The organism is Gammaproteobacteria bacterium, assembly GCA_011682695.1.
GTDB lineage: Bacteria > Actinomycetota > Acidimicrobiia > Spongiisociales > UBA4744 > BMS3Bbin01.
Genome location: JAACED010000003.1, coordinates 1 through 16221, shown reverse-complemented (window position 1 = coordinate 16221; position 16221 = coordinate 1). Strand labels below are relative to the sequence as shown.

Here is a 16221-nt window from a genome sequence, read left to right as displayed (position 1 = left end):
CTCACCTTCCAAGTGCTACGTAGCGGTGCCCGGCGTCTTCAACGATAGAGCGCTCCAGTGCGTTTCGACCGTCGACAACGACCGCCTGATCATACTCACTCCAACCGAACGCGCGGTATGCGCTGTGGCCGGTGACGACGATAAACGCGTCGGCCCGCTCGCCTTGCCACGGTGTGAAGCCGAGAGAACGCAACTGGTCCGCTTCGAACAGCGGGTCGTCCGCCAGCACGCGACTCCCCAGGCGCTCCAACGCTGCGGCCAGCGGGTAGGCCGGCGAGCTGGTCGTCTCGGGGACACCGGGACGGTAGGCAACACCGAGCAGGACGACCGTCTTGCCCTCGAGGCTTCCCAGGCCGTTCTCCACCAGGCCTGCCACCAGGTCGGGCATCGATTCGTTGACTTTGCGGGCGGCTGCAACCAGGTCGGAACCCGAGGTCGATTCCTGCAGCAGATAGGGGTAATGGGGGATGCAGTGGCCTCCGACTCCCACACCCGGATAGTGGATGTGCGAAAACGGCTGCGAGTTGGCGGATTCGATGACCTCGATGACGTCGATATCCCACTCCGACGAGAAACGTGCAAGTTCATTGGCGAACGCGATGTTGAGATCCCGATAGGTCGTCTCGGCGAGCTTGGTCATCTCGGCCGTCTCGCTCGACCCGACGACCCGAACCTCGGCAGGCAGGTAGGTCCGATAGAAGAGCGCTGCCGCGGCTGTCGAATCCGCGTCGACACCACCGACGATCTTGGGATACGTGTCGAGATCCTGCCACACGCGGCCCGATGAGACTCGCTCCGGACTGAACACGACCAGGACATCCGGCGCCTTTTCACGCAGCAGGGGCAAGTACCGGTTCCGCGTCGTTCCGATCGGCAGCGTTGTCTCGAAAATGACGGTGGTCTCCGGTCGAAGATGGGGAGCAATCCCTTCCACCGCTGCATCCAGGCTGGAGAAGTCGGGTTTCCCGTTGCGGGTGATCAGGGGTACCAGCACGATGACCACGCGTGCGCCGGACACCGCTGCGTACGAGGTGTCTGCACGTACCGCGCCCGCCGTCACCAGAGCTGCCAGGTGATCGTCGACCCCCGGTTCCCCGCCGATCGGATTCGACCCCTGATTGACCAAGTCCACCCTGCGCGGATCGATATCGATACCGACGACCGATGCTCCCCGATGCGCGTAGTACGCCGCGACCGGCAGACCCATCTTTCCGAGGCCAATGACCGCCAGGTTCACGACATCTCCGCCGATATCGCTATTGCGGCCTCGATCACCCGATCCAGAGACTCCGCGTCGACCTTCGGATGAACCGGCAGGCTGATGACCTCGCCGGATGCAGCGTCCGCCGACGGACATTCCGAAGACCACTTCTTCAGGGACGGTTGCCGGGTCAGGGGCAACGGATAGTAGATGTCAACGCCGATCTGTCTGCGCTTGAACTCTTCGACCACGCGATCCCGGTAGGGAGCGGGAACGCGAACCGTGAACTGGTGGAACACGTGGTAGGCATCCGCCGGCACGCGCGGCGTGGTGAACAGCGAGGGAAGGCCGTCGGTCAATGCCGCGGCATTCTCGATCCTGCGCCTCGTCGCCTCCGGCAGCTTGTCGAGCTGAACCCTCCCCATCGCCGCCTGGAGATCGGTCATACGCAAGTTCATGCCCCAGGTTTCGTGGTGGTAGCGATCGGACATGCCGTGGTTGCGGAAGAGTCTGACTCTCTCGGCGATCTCGGAGCTGCTGGTGGTCACAAGCCCCCCTTCACCGCTCATCATATTCTTCGTCGCGTACAGCGAGTAGGCAGCAACCCCCATTTGGCCGGGAGTGACTCCGGCACGGCGAGCCAGATGCGCTTGCGCGGCATCCTCCACGATTGCCAATCCATGGAGCGACGCGAAGGTATGCACCGCGTGCATGTCGGCCATCAGCCCATAGAGGTGGACCGGCATCATCGCAGCAGTGTTCGGTGTGATTTTCGCAGCCGCGTCGGACAGATCCATCAGGAAGTCGGCGTCGATATCGATGAAGATCGGCACGGCACCTGTGGCCAGCACGGCGTTGGCGGTGGCAGCGAACGTGAACGCCGGCACGAGGACCTCGTCACCCGGGCCGATGCCGAGTGCCTGCAAGGCAGCGTGCAGCGCCGCGGTGCCGTTCGCAACCGCGACGGCGTACCGGGCACCGGACACCAGAGCGAACGCTTCCTCGAGGGCTCGCACTTCCGGCCCCTGAGCAAGCCTTCCGCTTCGTAGCACCCGAAGGACCGCGGCTTCCTCTTCAGAACCGATGTCCGGAGCGGCTATCGGGATGAAAGTTCCAGGACCGTCTGACATTGAGGACACTCTCCTCGCCCATCTTCGATGTTGATCCGAGTTCCGCAGGAGCACACCCATCCAATCTGACGAGCCGGCACACCGGCCACCAGGGCGTGGGCGGGAACGTCCCGGGTGACGACGGCTCCGGCGGCAATCAGGGCCCAGTCGCCCACCGACACCCCGGCAACCAGAATCGACCCTGCACCAAGCGATGCTCCACGCCCAACGTTCGTACGTGTCACGTCCCAGTCGGCCTCCTGCTTCCGTGACCCGTCTGGGTTGACGGCACGGGGAATTCTGTCGTTGGTGACGATGGCTCCAGGACCGACGAACACCCCGTCGGCGAGTTGTGTTCCCTCGAACAGCAGCACACCCGACTGGATCTTGCAGTCCGCTCCGATGGTCACCGCCGGGTCGATGCATGTGTGACTTCCCACCGATGTGCGATCACCGATGACGGCATCCTCTCGCACCTGTGTGAACGCCCAGATGGTCACGTCGGCGCCGAGCTGCGCGTTCGGGGAGACATGAGCCTTGGGATCTACACCGGTCACTACTGCGCTCCTCGTCTTCTGATGACCTGCGGCGTGGCAAGGCAGTCTAGGGTTTCAAGGAGTGCACATGGAATCTCGACCGCCAGATCCCGCAAGGCTCACGCGGGCTGTAACCGTACCGGCGCGACTGGAACGCATTCTCCTTTTCGGGGTGCTTCCACTCTTCGTGGTGTCGCAGTGGCTTGCCGTCAAGTGGCAACTTCCGACACGACAGATGTTCAACGCTCTCATCCTCGTCGGAGTCGGTGCTGTGGCGGCGAGTCGTCTCGAGGACGTGAAGAGGTTCAGACGCGAAGTCGTCTTGGGACTGCTGCTCGCCGTGTTCGTGGCGGTTTCGGCGCTGGTGAACGCAGTACCTCTGGAAGTGGCGCTTCGAGGTTCGGTGCCCTATCTGGGCCTCGCGGCGCTCGCAGTCGGATCGCTCGCTCTGTTCCCGTCACCCAGGGACCTGCGGCGGGCCGGTACGGTCGCGACCGGCACTGCGGCGCTCATGGGCGTGCTGGCAGTCGCCGAGCTCATCGGAGGTGCGCCGGTATACCGTTCCCTGGGACAGAATCTGGACTATCCGCTCTGGTGGGAACGGGGACGAGCGACAGGTCTGGTCGCCAATCCCGGCCGCCTCGGACAAGTGGGTGCCATCGGCATCGCCCTTGCTCCGCTGACATCCCGGTACGGAATCATCTTGGCAGTCTTGGCGGGCGCCGCCGTCGGAACGAGCGGCAGCAGGCTCGCCATCGCGGCCACCGTCGTGATGGGGCTTCTTTCGCTCGTGGTGCGCAAGTGGAAGGGATCACGACTGCTGTGGGTCGGTGCGCTGGCGGCACTGTCGGCGTTCGCGATCGTTCAAGTGGCCGTACCCGCGGCAAGACAGGATCTTGCCTCCCGGAACCAAGCCGTCACCTCGCAACTCACGCATGCGGACGACATCACCGACGTTCGCGTCGCCAACCTCAAGGCGAGCTCTGCCGTATGGAAAGACCATCCGGTATTCGGTGCCGGTCCCGGACGTTTCGGTAGCACGACGGCCTGGCGTACCCACTCGCCGCTGCATGAACAGTACGGCCTCCCCGACGTACGTTCTCCCGAGTTCGTGGAACGGCTGCGCTCGAGTGGCGACACGAGGCAGATCGACGTCGGAATAGCGCAACTCGATATCGGGTGGTTGCAGATCGGAACCGAACTGGGTGCAGGCGGCCTCCTGCTGGTCGGCGCGCTGCTGATCTCGCTCGTCGTTCGTGCAATGTCCCGGCGATCTCTCGTGTCGGTCGCCCTTCTTGCCGTGTTGGCCGTGGTCACACTCGGAAGTCCGGGGATTGTGGACCTTTCGCTCACTGCGACCGTGTTCGTCTGGTTCGGCTCCGCACTGGGGAACAGACGTTGAGCGTCGATCCCGGTCATGACGGCAGCACGAGGCAGGTAGCTCGTAACGCTGCGCTGAGCGTCGCCGGGCTGGTCATCATCGGTCTGGTCCGCTTTGTAGAGCAGGTTGGAGCCAACGCTCTCTTCGGCGTCGAGGCACTCGCATGGGTGACGGTGTCGATCTCTGTGGCGACGCTGGCAACCGTCATAGGGCCGACCGGACTCTCGGCCGGCATCACAAAACTGATCAGCGAGCTGAGAGGATCGCGACCGCAGGACGCATCGAGTTTCGCCGCACTGTCGGCGCGTATCGCCCTGGGCCTGACGGTCCTCGGAGCTGCCGGCGGGTTCGCGTATGCCTTCTTCGATCCTTCCCTATCGGCCGGCGGGATTCGGCTCGCAGTTGGCGTCGCCCTCCTCACGTTGACCTTCGGCGTGTATCAGACAGGCAAGTCGATCCTGTACGGCGAGGAGCGCATCGGACGCTACGTTCAGGCCGAGATGATCGGTGGAGGGCTGTTCATCGCCGCCGCTCTTCTCGTCATCTTCACCGATGCTTCCTGGGCGGTGGTGCTGCCACTCGCGGTCGCATACGTGCCTGTGGGCTGGTTCGCCGCCACCCGTCTGCACGACCCGATCGTTGAGAGGGACCGCCTTCCGATACGCTCTCTCTTCGGCTACGGAGGCGTCGGGTCGGTCGGGGCTCTCTCCGGCGTCGGCTTCACCAGAGCGACCCCTCTGGTCGCCAGTTTCCTGGCCGGAGTGCCGGGGACGGCTCTCGTCGGTGCCTCCTTGGCGGTACTGGAACCTCTCTATCTGGCGCCGCGCGCGATCGGCTTGGCACTGCTCCCCCGTCTGTCTTTCGAGAAGGCGGCGGAGACGACGAAATCCACGCGGCTCGTCGAAGCGGCCACCGGAATCGTGGCGCTCGTCGCCGGGCCGTTCTGTGCGTTGCTGATACTCGAGCAGGACCGCATTCTCCAGGTCGTGTTCTCCGACCGGATCGTCGGCGGAGTGACGCTCGCCTGGTTCGCTGCCGCGTTCTTCGTCAGCGTGGTCGGCGCCCCTGCCGTGACGTCGCTGGCCGCGATCAGGGTCAAGGACGCCGCGATCCCGATGTGGTCGAGCATCGTCGGATTCACGACGGCCGGGATCATCTGGGCGGTGTTCGGCACTCGCTTTGGGACCGAGGCCGTGGCGGCGGGCTACTTCGTCGGCAGCGTGCTGCAGGTGCTCGCACCACTGATCGTGGCGTCGCGTCGCTACGAGATCAGATGGGGAAGCCTGTGGGCGAGGCTCGCCGTGGCCGGCGCAGCCGTGGTTGGCCCGGCAGTGCTGTTCCCTCCTGCCGTCTGGTTGGACGCAGTCGTTCTCTCACTGTTCGTTGCGATGCTGGCCCCCGAGCTCCGCACCCTCACGAGGATTCTGGTGCGGTCCTAGGAGGTCGGCCGGCTCGGACGACCGCCGCGGAAGCCGCCAGCCAGTAGAAGACTGCAACGCTCGGAATGTGGAAGAGGTTGTTGGACATCGTCTGGAATCCGTAGGCGGCCAGGCCGGCGACGATCGCCACCAGCAGGATGTCGGACTTCCGGCGTCGTATCGCCCCCCAGGCTGCGATGGCTCCGGGCAGCCCGACGGCGGTGACCAGCAGGATTCCTCCCGGGAGGCCTGTCTCGGTCGCAGCGAGAAGGAACGAATTGTGCGGGGTCCCGATGAGGAGGGGATGAGCCGGATCGAACTGTTTGTCGACGAAACCCCCGGCGCCCAAACCGGAAACGGGGTCCTTCTTCACCGTATCGATCGCCTTTTCGGCCAGGGCCCGCCGGTCGTTGCCCTCCTGGGTGAAGCGGCTTGCCGCCGGGGTCAGGACGATGGCCAGCGCCACCACCACGGCCACCAGACCGGCGAGGCGGGGACGCCACGCCAGCGCGAGCACGATGGCGAACCCGGCCAGAACCGCAATCTGGCTGGCTCTGGTGTAGGACAGCACGAGAGCGAAGAACAGGGCTGTGGTCGACAGGGCGAAGGTCACGCGAAGCCATCGGTCTTTGGCCGCGGCGAACAGACCGCCGGAAATCAGCGTCGGGATCAGCATGAGCGCGCCGAAGAAGTTGGAGGAAACTCCGAGTGTCCCGACGATCCGGCCGGGTGTGGTCTTGAACAGTGGCTGGTAGGGCCGCCAGAATTCGAGGCCGATGAGGCGTGCCACGATCTCGGATTCGACTTTCCAGTCGACGAAGTACGCCCACAGTCCGAACAAGGCCTCGAACAGCCCGACGACCACCAAAGATCCGATGATCAGTCGGAACATCCCGGGTCGCGCGGCGATACGGAGCAGCAGTGAGAATGCGAGGGCGACGAGGCCCCATCGGCCGACACCCCGAGTCAGCTCGCCGAGGTCGACGTGTCCGGCGAGAACCGCTGCTACACCGTTCCACAGGGCGAACAGCCACAGAGGCACGGAGATCGGGTGCACGACCTTCCGCCACCCTTCGGTGCGCACCACGCTCCACAGCGCAAGCATCGCGCCGAACACGAGTGGAAGATCGTCGAGCGATATCCCCGCGTACGTCGGCCCGAGCCGCGCCGGCACCAGCGGCGAGGCGGCGATGACGAGAATGGCCCAGGTTGCCGCATCTCTGACCACCAGCTCGGATGCGAGGGAACGAAACACGCCTCGGCGGTGAAGAACGCCGGCGGCGATCGACGCGGCACCGATCGCGACCAGGGCGCCGCCCACGTGTGACCACAAGCCCACCACGGTGGCGGTTGCCCACACGGCGATCATGGCCAGGAGAAGCGCGGCAAAGGTCGAAAGCTCTCTCGTGTCGTACTGGCTGGTTCGCGTCACGGTCATTTCGGTCCCATCATGCCATCAATCAGCGGGCACGTGTCCCCGCGATTTCGGTCAAGATACCGATCGCCTTCGAGGCAAGTACGTGCGCGTCGAAGTCGGCGGCCCGCCGTCGTGCGGCAGCGATCACTTGGGGATCGCCGCGCGTGTCGAGCCAGGCACGCAGCGATGTGCGCAGCGCTTCGGGATCGTCCGGTGGGACCGCGACCCCGCAGTCCGGCGTCGGAACCCCGGCGAGACCTCCGACTCGCGACACGACCACCGGGACGCCGGCGGCCAGCGCCTCCACAGCCACCACACCGAGCGCGTCCCGCCGCGACGGGACGGCGGCCACGTCGATGTGCGAGAAGAACGACGGCACCTGATCGGGACGGACGGCTCCGAGCCACTGTGCATCGACGCCCCGCTCGGCTGCACGCCGATGGAGAGCGGCACGTTCGGGACCGTCCCCTCCGACGAGCAGTCGCGGCTGCGGCGACATGGCGGCTACCGCGTCGAGGAGAACATCCACACCTTTGTGCTGGACGAGATCCCCCAGAAACCCGACGGTCGGATACTCGCTTTCGGCGCGTTGAACCTGCGCGAATCGGCTGAGATCCACGCCGGGCGGCACGACGCGGATTCCCGGCAGGGAGGAGAAACGCTCCTCCAGCTTTCGGGCCGTCGCGTCGGCGTTCGTCAAAATGAGCGCAGCTCGGTCCACCACGAAGTCGAGTGCCGGGAGCCGACCATCGACATCGCTGCCGTGGGCGTAGAGCGCATAGGGCCGATGGGTGAGCTTCCCGGCGATCCACCCGAAGAGCGCGGTGGGAACGAGATAGTGCGCCTCGATGACGTCGGGACGCCGTCGAGCTGCCGTCGCCAGAACACGTCCCAGCAGGACCGTGTACTTCCACAGCGCCCAAAGCCCGTGTCGGGGATCCGAGTTCGCGACGACGACCACGTCGGCGCCGCCGGCCCGGTACGCGTCGACGCGCTGCCTCACGAAGATGCCGAAGTGGGGCTTGCGGGCCCCGGGCCACATGTTGGAGATCAGCAGGATCCTCATGAGACGAGGATTTCGGCGATCCGTTCGGCTGCCTGACCGTCACCGAACCCGGTGACCGTCCCGAGTGGAGCCGGCTTCGAGAGGGCTTCCAAGACGAGCGCTGCGTCCAGACCGACGACGCTGTTCCATCCTCCTTCGAGCGTCTCCGGCCATTCCGTTTCGCCTCGCAGCGTGATGCATCGTGTGCCGAGCAGCACCGTCTCTTTCTGAAGCCCTCCGGAGTCGGTGAGGACCGCCTCCGCGCGTGCGACCAGAGACAGCATGTCGACATAGCCGACCGGTTCGATGGCCTGTACGTTCCCGGGCAACTGAAGTCGGAACCGTCGAATCGATGCGGCGGTGCGGGGGTGGACCGGCAGCACCACCGGGCCCGGCACGGCTCCGAGGACCTCGAGAGCGGCGCGCAGATGATCCTCACGGTCGACGTTGTCGGCACGGTGCAAGGTGGCCACGTAGTACCTCCCGTCCACACCGATGCGAGCCGCCGCGTCGGACCGCAATCGGGGACGGATCATCTCCAGAGAGTCGACCATCACATCCCCTACGAGATGCACACCGTCGTGAATCCCCTCTCGGGCAAGGTGGTCGACCGCCGTGACGGTGGGGCAGAACAGGAAATCGGAGACGTGGTCGGTGAGGACCCGGTTGATCTCCTCGGGCATGTCACGTCTGCCGGAACGAAGCCCGGCTTCGACGTGGGCTACCGGAATGTGGAGCTTCGCTGCGGCCAGCGCGCCGGCAAGTGTCGAGTTCGTGTCACCGTAGACCAGCAGGACGTCGGGATGTTCGGCATCCAGAGTCTGCTCGACTCCTTCGAGCATCCTCGCCGTCTGCGCACCGTGGGATCCGGAGCCGACACCCAGGTCGACATCAGGCCGGCGAAGGTCGAGTTCCTCGAAGAACACCCGCGACATCCTGTCGTCGTAGTGCTGCCCGGTGTGCACGAGGATTTCCTCGGCTCCCGCGGCTGTGAGCGCCCTGGAAACCGGGCCGGCCTTGATGAATTGGGGTCGCGCACCCACAACGGAAACGATCTTCAAGGAATCCCTCTCGGTCGGTCGTCTTCACTCCGACTCGTGCGAGTGTACCGGCGAAGTGCCGGACGGTTTCATGATCCGAGGAGGAGCGCAAGCTCCGTCCTGACCGCTTCGGAGACCGCTCCCGTGCCACCGAGCACCACGACGCGACCGGGCGCCAGACGAACGATCTCCGTCGCCGTGGCCGAGGGCACACTGGTGGGCGAGACGAGCAGCACCGGCGATCCGTCGAAGGCGGCCGCCGCTCCCCCGGCGAGAGCGTCCGGGAACGACGCCGCGGTCGCCACGTAGACCACGGACACACCAGGGTCGAAGAACGATGCCGAGATCGCCGCGCCGGTCGCGTAGCGGTCCCCGCCGGCGAGTCGCTGGACCGAACCCGACGTGTATGAGGCCAGCGCAGCCTCGACGTCCGGCGAGACGACACCGGTGCCGCCGAGGACGACGATCTTCGCCGGCTGCAATCGTGCCAGTTCGGCGGCGGTGGCTGCAGGGACACTGTTCCCAACGAGCAGGATCGGTCCGCCACCCAACGCCGCGACGGGCCCGCCGGCGAGCGCGTCGGGGAAGTTGGCGCCCGTCGCCACATAGGCAACGGTCACATTCGGTGCGAACGACGCCGCGGAGATCGCTGCGGCGGTCGCGTAACGGTCGGCGCCTGCGAGACGCGTGACCGAGCCGGACGTGTAGCCGCCGAGCGAGGCTTCGACTCCCGCGGATACCGCCCCGATTCCGCCGAGTACGACGATCCGCTGGGGTTGCAGTCGTTGGAGTTCACCCGCGGTCGCCGCCGGAATGCCCGTGGGAGCAACGAGGAGGACCGGTCCTTGCCCTCGAGCCGCGGCGGTGCCGGCGAGCGCGTCGGGGAAGTTGGCGCCCGTCGCCACATAGGCAACGGTCACGTTCGGAGCGAACGCCGCCGCGGAGATCGCAGCGGCGGTCGCGTAACGGTCGGAACCGGCGATGCGGTCCGGGAGCGGACCGAGGGGAACCGGTTGCGTCTGGATCCCTTTGCCTTGGTTCTTGACGACGTCGACGGCCTCGAGATGTATGTCGTCGAGTCCTGGATAAGAGAACGTGTAGTCGACCTCGACCCGGTAGGTGCCCGACGACGACAGACCACCTGCCGGCGTGTACCCGGGGAGGCTGTAGCGCAGGTCGGGGCCACCCGGATAGACGCCGATCTTGCTACGCGTGTTGGAGTAGACGAGGTTCCCCGCGGGGTCATAGATGCGAACATGAAGATCGCCGACGAGGCCGACGTTGCCGGTGGCGTTGACATACTGGCGGAGGTAGATGCCGCTGTTGTACACGTCGACCTCGGCCCAGGTCCGGGCGCGACGGTCGAGGGGCGCCGACGTTCCGCCCGTGGCGGCGGCCCAGTCGATGGACTGGACGAGAAGCTCACGAGCGATGCTCCCCTGGGTGACTCCCTCGTGCGTCTGCGCTGCGTTTGTGGCGTTGAGCTCCGGAAGGAAATCGAGGAGGTCGAAGTCGAAGAAGACGAGCCGCCCGGCGCCGTAGCCTGTCGCCTGTGCTGCGGTGTAGCCGTCGTACTGGGACGCGTCGACACCTTCGGCAGAACCGGTGCCCGGTGGAATCGAGAACCGCAGCATCGAGGTGGCGTTGGTGTTGAAGATGCGCCCGAACTCGGCTCCGGCTCCGGTGGGTCGGTCGAGACGAACCGACGAGATCCCGAGGCTGTCGAGTGTGCCCTGCACGATCGGGTGGGTCGGCGCCTCGTCCAGGATCGAGAAGGTCTTCGGTGTGGGATCGTTGATGAAGATCGTCTGATATGCCTCCGACAGCGGCCCGTACTCGTAGACGGCGCTGTTCATCTCCAGCACCCAGAACTGAAAGCCGCCGTCCGAGTTGGCGGGTGTCGGGCACGTCCAGTCCGACTGGGGATTCGTGACGTATCGAGGATGCACCGTTCCGGTCCACCGGCACCCGTCTCGAGCCAGCATCCGCGGCGAGATGAACACCCCGACCAGTGAACCGCCCTGCTCCACCCAGTCCCGTACGGTGATCGAGGCGCTCGCCGACATGACCCTGGTGAGGGGCAGCATGAGCACGTCGATCGAATCGAGGAACGCCCGGCTCTCGAGGTCGGCATCAACGGCGGTGACGACGTCGTAGCCGGCATCGGTCAGCACCTGGGCGACGCGAGGCGGACGCTCCGTCCACCATCCGAGTTGGGCGAAGTTCACATAGGTCGATTCCGAGTCGACCACGGCGACGCGCAACGGCGCGGCTGCCAGGGCCGATACGGACGGTAAGAAGGCGACCGCGATCAGGAATGCCACCAGAAGTGTGACGGATCGCTTCACACTTGCGTCATCGGCCCGCGGGGCGCCAACCTTGAATGGGTCACGGATGGAGCTCTGTTTCGAGCGGCTCGCCGAGCACTTCCAAGATCATGTTCTCGTACTCATGGTTGTCCATGACGATCTGGTCTGGTGCCAGGCTCGGCACAGGAGCATCGACTGCCATATGCACGAGCGGTGGCGTGGCATCCGCCTCGAGGGGACCGTCGATCTCGTAGATGACCACCCACTGAGGAAGGTTCTCCAGTGACGACTGGTAGACCCTGTGGGCGTTCGGCTGGGCTTCCAGGTACGGAAGGATGACGCCGCCATCAAGGGCGGAGGCGATCGAGGCGAAGTTGCCGGTCACGACGAGGAGCGTGCCCTCGTTGGCGGCGGCGTTGAGCGACTGTCCGTAGAAGGCGCTCACCGTCCGGCGAGCGACAGAGATCGCGACGGGACGGTCCTCCTCATCCGGGTGTGCCGGCACACTCCCGGCCCACCAGGCTCTCTTGTTGAAGCGAAGGGTGATATGGGTGCTCGCCGATCGATCCTGCGTGAACACCGGCGCGAGTTCCATCTGCAACGATCTGGCCGCAAGGACCGACATGAATGAGGAGAAAGCCGGCGTCGAGACCACGTCGTCCGATTGGCTGCCGAGCCAAGCTGCGGAGGCACTGACCGCCGGGGCGTCCCAGGTCAGCCCGCGCGCGTCGAGACGGTCATTGGTCTTGAAACCGGCCACCACGTTCACAGAGATGAACACGAGCGAGACCACCACGACCAAGGGTCTCCACAGCCAACGCATGGTTTGCAGATTCCATGTGTCGTGAGCCCACAGTGCCACCAGCAGCGCCACCCCGTAGGCCAGCAACACTCCGTTGCGGGGGCCGAGACCGGCGAGGGACGAGTGGACAATGAGCGCGAGTCCAAGGGAGACCATGGACAGCACGATGAAGACGTCCCTTCTCTTCCGGCGCCACAGCCCCCACGCAAGGGTGGGTACGACGGCTGCGAGCAGTGCCGTGCGAGCCGTCCCCCGATACAGCCAACGGTCCAGATCGTTGCGTAGCGCTATTCCGACCTCGCCGAGAGGTCGTATCAGTGGAACGGCGACTGCCAGCAGCCAGATCGTCCCGACGAGCAGGAGCCCCAGCCATGGCAGCTGTACGGACCGCGTCGACGTAACCTCGACGTCGTGCCTTCGACCGACGATCGTCCCCACCGTGGAACCGATAACGATCCCTGCAAGCAACCCGTACGCCGACCATCCTGCGAAACCTCCAAGTCCGGTGGGCAACACTCCTGCATATCGCAGAGAGACCATGGACCACAATCCGACGGGCACCACCCAGCCAAGGATGATCTCAGGGGTCACACGTGCTGCGTGACGAATCCCTCGTGTCCCGGCCACGATGAGAACCGGGAGGAGGAGCGCAAGACCCATTGTCTCCTTCGAGAGAAACGCGAGGCCCAACAGCATCCCGACCAGCAACCATCGTGCGCCGCGTCCGTGACCGTCGGTGGGAAGCACCAGTATGGCTGCGAGCACGAAACTCACTGCAAGAACGTCTGGGACGAAGAACAAGCCGCCAGAGACGAGCGGAAGCGGCTGGACGATCACAAAGATCCCGGCTGCTGCAGCAGGCAGCCATCGCCGCGTGAACCGGCAGGCGAGGCCACATGTCAAGAGTGCGTTCAAGATGAGCAGAGATCGAGTCACCCACATGGCCATCTTGGCGGTGACTGGCAGAACCAGCCAACCCCCGGCGATCACGAGAGGGTATAACGGCCCCCGGAACGTGGCGAACGAGCCGTCGGGGAATCGGTACCCGTGACCTGTGCGGAGTGACTTCGCAAGAGCCAGATAGGCGCCCCCGTCGTAGTTGACGAACCAGTTGTCCCACAGGAAGAGCAAGATGTAGCCGCCACAAGCGACGGCTACGAAAAGGACACCCCACCGGATCGACTCACGGGTGCCTCGCATCATGTCTCAGACCTTTCGTAAATGCCCGAGATACCCCGTCACACCTGAGCCTCAGGGCGTGCAACGCCAACGACCACACGCCAGACGCGCCCGTGAGGGAGTACCACGACTCCCCCACGGTACCAACAGAGATCAGTAGCTCATGTAGCCGAGGCGATCACCGATCGCGCTCGGATCACGGCGCCGAGACAGTCACCGTCGGCACGTAGATGCCTGCACAGATGCCGTAATCCACCGTGCCAGGGTTCCCGCTTTCATCAACCGTCGTTCCGGTCACGAAACGGATGCCGACGGTTTGGGCGGTCGATCCGGCCACCAACTGAACTCGAACCCGCTGGATCTCGGTGGTTCCTGACGGCAACAAGTCGCCGTCCGTGACCCGAAGTGCCTTCCACACGTATCCGGTAGGTGCCGGTCCTCCCACATCAAAACCGTCTTGTACACAGTTACCTGCCGTCTCGACCCACAGCTTGGCCGAGAAGTTCGTCCCAAGGGGATGATGACCCATGGTGTCCGAGTCGAAGTCCTTGAGTGCTCCAATCGACCAATCGTCCGGCATGAGCACCCACACCGTCGGACGCCCCTGAAGATCTGAAACGCTTCGCAGCTGGATTACCGCCGTCATGCTCTCCCCGTATACGAGTTGAGTCTTGTTGATATAGGCGTTCTTGATCGTGTAGCAGCCCGACGCCACCATCGCGAACACAAGCAACACGGCAACCAATAGAAACTGTTTCTTCCGATGTGACACGTCATCCTCCCTTCGCCAGCGCGCTGGCATTGACCCTGACTGCGACACTACACGCTACGGTCGCGCCATGTCCTGCAACACAGTAAAATCATTGCAGATATGCGACGCTCTTGGGCCGGCACGATCGGCATGATCTTCATTGTCATAGCTTCAAGTTGTTCGACATCAGGAACAACTCCAAACGTCAGCCCCTCTTCTTCGGCGTTTACCGAGGAGAACGCCGACGCGATGGAAAACACGGTGCTCGATGCGCTCATGGACATCGTCTCCGGAGATCGAGATGGGCTGTTGTCTCTTACACTGAACGAGGATCGCCAGTTTCTGGCGGCTGTGAATCGTCAAGACAACGCGGGCGATTTGATGGTTGACCGCTTGAGCGCCAGTCTCGTCGGAGCCTTCGGACCAACGGGTATCTCGAAACTCAGAGTCAGCTACGTCGGCACCGACCACGACTACTACCGTGTCGATGTGAGCCCCTCCGCATCCGGGCCCGGCCTTCCGATTCTCCTGAATATCGAGAAGTCGAAAATCGACCTGCTGGCATCATTTGCCGGTTATGTCGCTTCCGACCTGTTTGCCGCTGCACAAGCAGATCCCGAAGTGCACGCCATGCTGAGATCGCGCCTCCATGCTCTGAAAACCGCCGATATGCTTGCTCTTCCACAACTCCGGAGTCAGCCGGGACAGTTGCGTGCGCTGATTCGATCGCTCGAGAGCGGATAGCAGACACCCCCTTCAAGAACTGCGATCTCGGGAACAACACCTATACTCCTGCCTCACTTGAGATCAGGAAATCGTGATTCGCCGCCGCCATCCCATCATCATCGTCTCCGGCCTTCCCCGCTCCGGGACATCCATGATGATGCGCGCACTCGAGGCTGGAGGCATCCCTCCACTCACCGACAGGGTGCGCGCCCCCGATGACGACAATCCTCGGGGTTACTACGAGTTCGAACGAGTGAAGCGCCTCCCCGACGGAGATACGGGCTGGCTCGATGATGCGAGAGGCAAGGCAGTGAAGGTCATCGCTGCGCTCCTCGAGTACTTGCCATCAGGCTACTCGTACCAGGTGATCTTCATGCACCGGCGGATGCCGGAGATCCTCGCCTCCCAACGCAAGATGCTCCTTCGGCGAGGAGAAGATCCCGACCAAATCAGCGATGAAACCTTGGAACGCGCCTTCGGCAAGCATGTAGCCAGGGCCACGTCCTGGCTCGCCCGGCACCCGGATTTCAAATCTCTCGACATCGACTACCACGCCATGCTGGACCGCCCCAAGACCCACGTTGCTCGCGTCAACACTTTTCTGGGAGGCCATCTCGACGAACTCGCGATGGCCGGCGTCGTGGACCCGACTCTCTATCGCAATCGGGCTGAGCACTCCTGACGGAAGGCATCGACCACCTGAGAGTCGCGAGTGTCTCGACCGGCGACCTCGGCGGTGTTCTGCCGGCCAGAAATGCCGCTCGCTGCGTTCTCCGCCTCGACGCACCTGCCTCGGCATCGACACCCCGAACGTTGCCGGCCAAGGTACTGATATGGGGTGGTCGGTCAAGTTGGGGCGGTTTGGGTGGGGGTCGGGGTGGTGGGGAGCGGGACGGACGGGAGTGTGGCAGCGGCGGTTGACCATACTGATATCCGCGGATCGGAACCGCACATCTTGGTTTCGCCGGAACCTGCCTCTGACTAGCTTCGCGTGTCTTGGACGCATAGTGCCTTACGAGGGTTGTTCCGCTGTTTTCCCCGTCCGTCTCGCTGTTGGGTGGCTTCTGTGAGTGTCCGCCAGAGACTGCGTGCCGACTGAAGCGAGGCGGAGTGTTGCAGGTGACGAGCCGTCTCGATCCTGGGGGAGGCGTCTGGTAGGCGGGGGTGCCCAAAGCGTGTTTCTCTTATTCGTTGAGGTTGCCGGTCATGAGTCCCCACACGAACCCGGCGAGTTCTCGGGCTACGCCTACGACCGCAACGTTGGGGTTCTTGCGGGCTGTGAGTCTCTGGAACCGGTCGTGGAGGCG

General features: G+C 64.3%; 13 protein-coding genes. 4 read left to right on the top strand and 9 right to left on the bottom strand.

Annotation, left to right across the window (positions count from 1 at the left end):
* Position 1: 1 nt before the first annotated feature.
* The 3 genes from GWP04_00870 to GWP04_00860 are packed head-to-tail and all read right to left on the bottom strand — an operon-like array spanning position 2 to position 2912.
* Positions 2 to 1237, bottom strand: coding sequence for a nucleotide sugar dehydrogenase (locus GWP04_00870; protein ID NIA24100.1), 1236 nt, complete (start codon positions 1235 to 1237; stop codon positions 2 to 4).
* The gene (locus GWP04_00865; protein ID NIA24099.1) at positions 1234 to 2331 is read right to left on the bottom strand and encodes an aminotransferase class I/II-fold pyridoxal phosphate-dependent enzyme; all 1098 of its coding nucleotides are present in this window, start codon (positions 2329 to 2331) and stop codon (positions 1234 to 1236) included. Before GWP04_00865 ends, GWP04_00870 begins: the two co-directional genes overlap by 4 nt.
* Positions 2298 to 2912: an N-acetyltransferase gene (locus tag GWP04_00860; GenBank protein ID NIA24098.1), complete on the bottom strand. Its 615-nt coding sequence runs from the start codon at positions 2910 to 2912 to the stop codon at positions 2298 to 2300. Before GWP04_00860 ends, GWP04_00865 begins: the two co-directional genes overlap by 34 nt.
* A gap of 22 nt (positions 2913 to 2934) precedes the next feature.
* On the opposite strand from GWP04_00860, the gene GWP04_00855 reads away from it, so the two are divergent.
* Positions 2935 to 4248 carry a hypothetical protein gene (locus tag GWP04_00855; GenBank protein ID NIA24097.1) on the top strand — a complete coding sequence of 438 codons (1314 nt, stop codon included), beginning with the start codon at positions 2935 to 2937 and terminating at the stop codon, positions 4246 to 4248.
* A complete protein-coding gene (locus tag GWP04_00850) occupies positions 4245 to 5666 on the top strand; it encodes a hypothetical protein (GenBank protein ID NIA24096.1) in 1422 nt (473 codons plus the stop codon). Before GWP04_00855 ends, GWP04_00850 begins: the two co-directional genes overlap by 4 nt.
* Here the strand turns inward: GWP04_00850 and GWP04_00845 are convergent.
* The 6 genes from GWP04_00845 to GWP04_00820 all read right to left on the bottom strand — a co-directional run bounded on the left by GWP04_00845 (position 5641) and on the right by GWP04_00820 (position 14209).
* Positions 5641 to 7083 carry a hypothetical protein gene (locus GWP04_00845; protein NIA24095.1) on the bottom strand — a complete coding sequence of 481 codons (1443 nt, stop codon included), beginning with the start codon at positions 7081 to 7083 and terminating at the stop codon, positions 5641 to 5643. The genes GWP04_00850 and GWP04_00845 overlap by 26 nt on opposite strands.
* Before the next feature lie 22 nt (positions 7084 to 7105).
* Positions 7106 to 8128: a glycosyltransferase gene (locus GWP04_00840; protein NIA24094.1), complete on the bottom strand. Its 1023-nt coding sequence runs from the start codon at positions 8126 to 8128 to the stop codon at positions 7106 to 7108.
* Entirely contained in the window at positions 8125 to 9168 is a 1044-nt protein-coding gene (locus GWP04_00835) for a UDP-N-acetylglucosamine 2-epimerase (non-hydrolyzing) (GenBank protein ID NIA24093.1), read from the bottom strand. Before GWP04_00835 ends, GWP04_00840 begins: the two co-directional genes overlap by 4 nt.
* Positions 9169 to 9236: 68 nt before the next feature.
* Positions 9237 to 11495, bottom strand: a complete 2259-nt coding sequence (locus tag GWP04_00830; GenBank protein ID NIA24092.1) for a hypothetical protein — start codon at positions 11493 to 11495, stop codon at positions 9237 to 9239.
* Between the two features lie 40 nt (positions 11496 to 11535).
* Positions 11536 to 13461, bottom strand: coding sequence for a hypothetical protein (locus GWP04_00825; GenBank protein ID NIA24091.1), 1926 nt, complete (start codon positions 13459 to 13461; stop codon positions 11536 to 11538).
* Between the two features lie 172 nt (positions 13462 to 13633).
* Positions 13634 to 14209, bottom strand: a complete 576-nt coding sequence (locus GWP04_00820; GenBank protein NIA24090.1) for a hypothetical protein — start codon at positions 14207 to 14209, stop codon at positions 13634 to 13636.
* Between the two features lie 99 nt (positions 14210 to 14308).
* Here GWP04_00820 and GWP04_00815 point away from each other — a divergent pair, with 99 nt between their 5' ends.
* The gene (locus tag GWP04_00815) at positions 14309 to 14932 is read left to right on the top strand and encodes a hypothetical protein (GenBank protein ID NIA24089.1); all 624 of its coding nucleotides are present in this window, start codon (positions 14309 to 14311) and stop codon (positions 14930 to 14932) included.
* Between the two features lie 70 nt (positions 14933 to 15002).
* Positions 15003 to 15596, top strand: a complete 594-nt coding sequence (locus tag GWP04_00810) for a sulfotransferase family protein (protein ID NIA24088.1) — start codon at positions 15003 to 15005, stop codon at positions 15594 to 15596.
* Positions 15597 to 16221 lie beyond the last annotated feature (625 nt).

Excerpts from the sequence above, each read along its gene's own strand:
- GWP04_00865 (NIA24099.1), bottom strand. The coding sequence starts at position 2,331 with ATGTCAGACGGTCCTGGAACTTTCATCCCGATAGCCGCTCCGGACATC.
- GWP04_00855 (NIA24097.1), top strand. The coding sequence starts at position 2,935 with ATGGAATCTCGACCGCCAGATCCCGCAAGGCTCACGCGGGCTGTAACC.
- GWP04_00845 (NIA24095.1), bottom strand. The coding sequence starts at position 7,083 with ATGACCGTGACGCGAACCAGCCAGTACGACACGAGAGAGCTTTCGACC.
- GWP04_00840 (NIA24094.1), bottom strand. The coding sequence starts at position 8,128 with ATGAGGATCCTGCTGATCTCCAACATGTGGCCCGGGGCCCGCAAGCCC.
- GWP04_00825 (NIA24091.1), bottom strand. The coding sequence starts at position 13,461 with ATGATGCGAGGCACCCGTGAGTCGATCCGGTGGGGTGTCCTTTTCGTA.
- GWP04_00815 (NIA24089.1), top strand. The coding sequence starts at position 14,309 with ATGCGACGCTCTTGGGCCGGCACGATCGGCATGATCTTCATTGTCATA.